The sequence below is a fragment of the Streptomyces sp. NRRL WC-3549 genome, assembly GCF_000721935.1.
Classification (GTDB): domain Bacteria; phylum Actinomycetota; class Actinomycetes; order Streptomycetales; family Streptomycetaceae; genus Streptomyces.
The window spans coordinates 188,843-192,682 of sequence record NZ_KL585383.1 but is presented as its reverse complement, the minus strand read 5'-3'; the positions used below and the strand labels follow the sequence as shown (position 1 = coordinate 192,682).

Annotated in this window: 3 protein-coding genes; all 3 read left to right on the top strand. The window is 71.7% G+C overall.

Translation table 11 applies throughout. The features are described from left to right. Window positions 1-215: 215 nt before the first annotated feature. Window positions 216-1,388 (top strand): mannose-6-phosphate isomerase, class I, encoded by a 1,173-nt coding sequence (gene manA, locus IH13_RS0103045; protein WP_031080826.1) that lies wholly within the window; start codon window positions 216-218, stop codon window positions 1,386-1,388. A gap of 85 nt (window positions 1,389-1,473) precedes the next feature. After that, window positions 1,474-2,541 (top strand): cation diffusion facilitator family transporter, encoded by a 1,068-nt coding sequence (locus tag IH13_RS0103040; protein WP_031080824.1) that lies wholly within the window; start codon window positions 1,474-1,476, stop codon window positions 2,539-2,541. A gap of 552 nt (window positions 2,542-3,093) precedes the next feature. Further along, the coding region (locus tag IH13_RS0103035; protein ID WP_037840693.1) for an adenosylhomocysteinase at window positions 3,094-3,840 on the top strand (747 nt) is incomplete at its 3' end.

The window sequence follows — 3,840 nt, the reverse complement described above, 5'->3', positions numbered from 1 at the left end:
CCCCAGCCCGACTCTGCTCCTGACGTCCGACACCCCAGCCCGCCCCTGACCCTGACGTCCGCCGACCCCGGTCGCCCGTGCCTCAGCCGCCTGACCGTCCGTCCCTCCCCGCCTCGGAGCGACGTCTCGCACCCTTGGCGGCCGGCCCGCGGCCCGCACCACACCCACCCGGCCCCGGCACCACCCGCCCCGCCCATCCCACGAGGACGACACCCATGGACCGGCTCTCCAACACCGTGCGCCCCTACGCCTGGGGCTCCACCACGGCGATCCCCGAACTGCTCGGCACCGAACCCACCGGCGAACCGCAGGCCGAGATGTGGATGGGGGCCCACCCCGGGGCCCCGTCCCGGCTCACCCGCCCCGCCGGGACGGGCACGGAACGGCCCCTCTCCGACGTCATCGCCGCCGACCCCGAACGCGAACTGGGCCCGGCGGCCGTCCGCGCCTTCGGCCCCCGCCTTCCCTTCCTGCTGAAGCTGCTCGCGGCAGGCGCCCCGCTCTCCCTCCAGGTCCACCCCGACCTCGCGCAGGCACAGGCGGGCTACGCCGACGAGGAGCGCCGCGGCGTTCCGGCCGACGCACCGCACCGCACCTACAAGGACACCAACCACAAGCCCGAACTGGTCTGCGCGCTCACGCCCTTCGAGGGCCTGTGCGGCTTCCGCAGGCCGGCCGAGGCCGCCGCGCTGATAGGGGCCCTCGGCGTCGACTCGCTCAAGCCGTACGTCGACCTCCTCCGCGCCCACCCGGAGGAGGCCGCGCTTCGCGAGGTCCTGACGGCGATCCTCGGCGCCGACCCGGCCGACATGGCCCGTACCGTCGAGGAGGCCGCCGAGGCAGCCGAACGGCTCGGCGGAGCCCACGCCCCGTACGCCCAGATCGCCCACCACCACCCCGGCGACCCGGGCGTCATCGCCGCCATGCTCCTGAACCACGTACAACTGCGGCCGGGCGAGGCCATGTACCTCGGCGCGGGGGTGCCGCACGCCTACCTGGACGGACTCGCCGTCGAGATCATGGCCAACTCCGACAACGTCCTGCGCTGCGGACTCACCCAGAAGCACGTCGACGTGCCCGAACTCCTGCGCATCGTCCGCTTCGAGGCCACCGAGCCGGACATCCTGCGCCCGGAGGCCTCGTCCACCGGTGAGGAGCTGTACGAGACACCGGTCGACGAATTCCGGTTGTCGCGCTACGTCCTGCCGGCCGGGGCGGACACCGTCGACCTGACGGCACCCGCGCCGCAGATCCTGCTGTGCACGGCAGGCGGCCCCCGCACCGGCGGACTCACACTGGCCCCCGGGGAAGCCGTCTTCGTACCGGCGGGCGAGACGGTCGAAGTGGCCGGTGCGGGAACGCTGTTCCGCGCGACCGTGGTGGTCTGACGTACCGTCCGCAGCCGTGGCTGCAACAATGTCCGCCCGAAGCGCGGCGCCGTGCCGCGGCACCGAGAAGGGACACCACGCACCCATGAGCGCGTCAGGCGGAACCAAGGCGATCGTGGCGGCACTCTCCGCCAATCTGGCGATCGCGGTGGCCAAATTCGTGGCGTTCCTTTTCAGTGGCTCGTCGTCGATGCTCGCGGAGAGCGTCCACTCGGTCGCGGACTCGGGGAACCAGGGGCTGCTGCTGCTCGGCGGCAAAAGGGCGAAGCGGCAGGCGACCCCGGAACATCCCTTCGGATACGGGCGTGAGCGCTACATCTACGCCTTCCTCGTCTCGATCGTGCTGTTCTCCGTCGGCGGCATGTTCGCGGTCTACGAGGGCTACGAGAAGATCAAGCACCCGCACGAGATCGAGGCCTGGTACTGGCCGGTCGGCGTGCTGGTCTTCGCGATCATCGCCGAGGGCTACTCCTTCCGTACGGCCATCGCGGAGTCCAACCAGACCCGTGGCAAGCTCTCCTGGACGGATTTCATCCGCCGGGCCAAGGCGCCCGAACTTCCCGTCGTCCTGCTGGAGGACTTCGGGGCGCTCGTCGGTCTCGTCCTGGCCCTCGGCGGTGTCGGCCTGGCGCTGGGAACCGGCAACGGTGTCTGGGACGGCATCGGCACCCTCTGCATCGGCGTCCTGCTCATCGTCATCGCGATCGTCCTCGCGGCGGAGACGAAGTCGCTGCTGCTCGGTGAGTCGGCAGGGGTGGAGGACGTCGAGAAGATCAAGGCCTCGGTGGTCGACGGCGACACCGTGACCCGCATCATCCATATGCGGACGCTCCACCTCGGCCCGGAGGAACTGCTGGTCGCCGCCAAGATCGCGGTGCGTCACGACGAGTCCGCGTCCGAGATCGCCGAGGCCATCAACGCCGCCGAAGCTCGAATCCGTGCGGCCGTCCCGATCGCCCGGGTGATCTACCTGGAGCCGGACATCTACAACGAGCAGGCCGCCGCGGCCGGCACCAACCCGGGCAAGAGCCCGGGCGGCGGCACGGAGACGACGACGGAGCCGGGGACCTCGGACGGCTCGGAGACCTCGGAGGGCTCGGGGAGCTCGGAGGGCTCGGGGAGCTCGCAGGGCCCCGGAGGCCAGGAAGGATAGCCGGGCGGACCGGGCGGACCGGGCGGACCGGGCGGACCGGGCGGACCGGGTGCGTCGGGTGGATCGGGGCGTCAGGTGCGTCGGGTGGGCCGGCGGGCGCGTCGGATGACTGGGTGACGGGATGCCTCGGGTGGAGCGGGTGTGTCCGGACCGACCGGCCGCAGCACGTCGGTCGGCGCCGGCTCGACTGCCACATCCGTCACCCCTTCGAGCGCCCTCCGACGCTTCGGCGCCTCCGATGGGTCCGCTTCGCCCGTCCGCCCGGTCCGGCTGGACGATTCCGGCCACCGACCCACTGGGGTCCGGCCCCGCTCGCCCCCGAGGCCTCCCCGAATTTCCGGGCGGGCTGGGGGTTGCCGGGCCGGTCGGTGTAGATTCGTCGCAGTACCAGACGTCGCTGCTGATGGCGGTCGATCGGTCCGCGGTCGCGGGCCGGCCGAGGGAGAGAGGGCCTCCGACGGACTGCACTGTGAGGAACCGGGCATCCGTATGCCCGTCGCCACCGCAGAGCCAGCCAGCCCACCCTCGACCCACGACGAGGAGCAGCCCGTTATGACGACGGCCGCACAGCACCAGGACTTCAAGGTCGCCGACCTTTCCCTCGCCCCCTTCGGGCGCAAGGAGATCACCCTCGCCGAGCACGAGATGCCCGGCCTGATGTCGATCCGCAAGGAGTACGCCGCAGCGCAGCCGCTGGCCGGCGCCCGCATCACCGGTTCGCTGCACATGACGGTGCAGACCGCGGTGCTCATCGAGACCCTCGTCGCCCTCGGCGCCGAGGTCCGCTGGGCCTCCTGCAACATCTTCTCCACCCAGGACCACGCCGCCGCGGCCATCGCCGTCGGCCCCGAGGGCACCCCGGAGGCCCCCGCCGGCGTCCCGGTCTTCGCGTGGAAGGGCGAGACGCTGGCGGAGTACTGGTGGTGCACGGAGCAGGCGCTGACCTGGCCGAACACCCCCACCGGCGGCCCGAACATGATCCTCGACGACGGTGGTGACGCCACCCTCCTCGTCCACAAGGGCGTCGAGTTCGAGAAGGCCGGCGCGGCCCCGGACCCGTCGACGGCGGACAGCGAGGAGTACGCCCACATCCTCACGCTGCTGAACCGCACCCTGGGCGAGGCCCCGCAGAAGTGGACCCAGCTGGCCTCCGAGATCCGGGGTGTCACCGAGGAGACCACGACCGGTGTGCACCGGCTGTACGAGATGCACCGTGACGGCACCCTCCTGTTCCCGGCGATCAACGTCAACGACGCGGTCACCAAGTCGAAGTTCGACAACAAGTACGGCTGGCGCCCC

Coding starts and splice junctions, on each gene's coding strand:
- manA (WP_031080826.1), top strand. CDS start 216: ATGGACCGGCTCTCCAACACCGTGCGCCCCTACGCCTGGGGCTCCACC.
- IH13_RS0103040 (WP_031080824.1), top strand. CDS start 1,474: ATGAGCGCGTCAGGCGGAACCAAGGCGATCGTGGCGGCACTCTCCGCC.